Here is a 535-nt window from a genome sequence, read left to right on the forward strand (position 1 = left end):
TCGCAGTTAAAGACGTTAGAAACCAGCTTTTGGGCGTCGTCTTCTAAATACTGTTCAAGGAACAAGGGCTCATCTTCGGCGATGCGAAAGCCGCATACGGAAATAATTTGGCCGCCTTCAATGAGGGTTAAATACGCCGGCATAAATTGTTTTAGCTCGGCAAAGAATGCTTCTTGATAACGCTGAGAAACATGCTCGATAACTTGGCTCCAAAGCGGATGCATTGGATAAACGATGTCTAAAGTAAAGCCATCTGCAGAAGTTTGGGCATGGTGTTTCATGAGCGCTTCCTTTGTTTGAGTAGTTATCCACAAAATAAAACGCGAAACTTAAGAAATTCTTAAGGAATGAAATTTTGATAAATTATTTAACGACAGGAAGGCTTAAATGGCAGTGCCTTTTGGGGTTTTGTGCTGGTATGTAATTGATATTAATACGATGTTTTTTGAGTAATCTAAATAAAAAAGCCAGTCTAAATAATCGACTGGCTTTTCATTTTCTCACTGAGGAACCAAAGATACGCTAAAGCTTTAGC

General features: G+C 39.3%; 1 protein-coding gene. It reads right to left on the minus strand.

The genetic code is table 11. The features are described 5' to 3' along the window. Positions 1 to 281, minus strand: a 281-nt coding sequence (locus R7Z49_RS27240) for a thermostable hemolysin (RefSeq protein WP_318112784.1), incomplete at its 3' end; no start/stop codon positions are given. Positions 282 to 535: the final 254 nt, after the last annotated feature.

This window comes from Vibrio sp. 1562 (assembly GCF_033340155.1).
Classification (GTDB): domain Bacteria; phylum Pseudomonadota; class Gammaproteobacteria; order Enterobacterales; family Vibrionaceae; genus Vibrio; species Vibrio alginolyticus.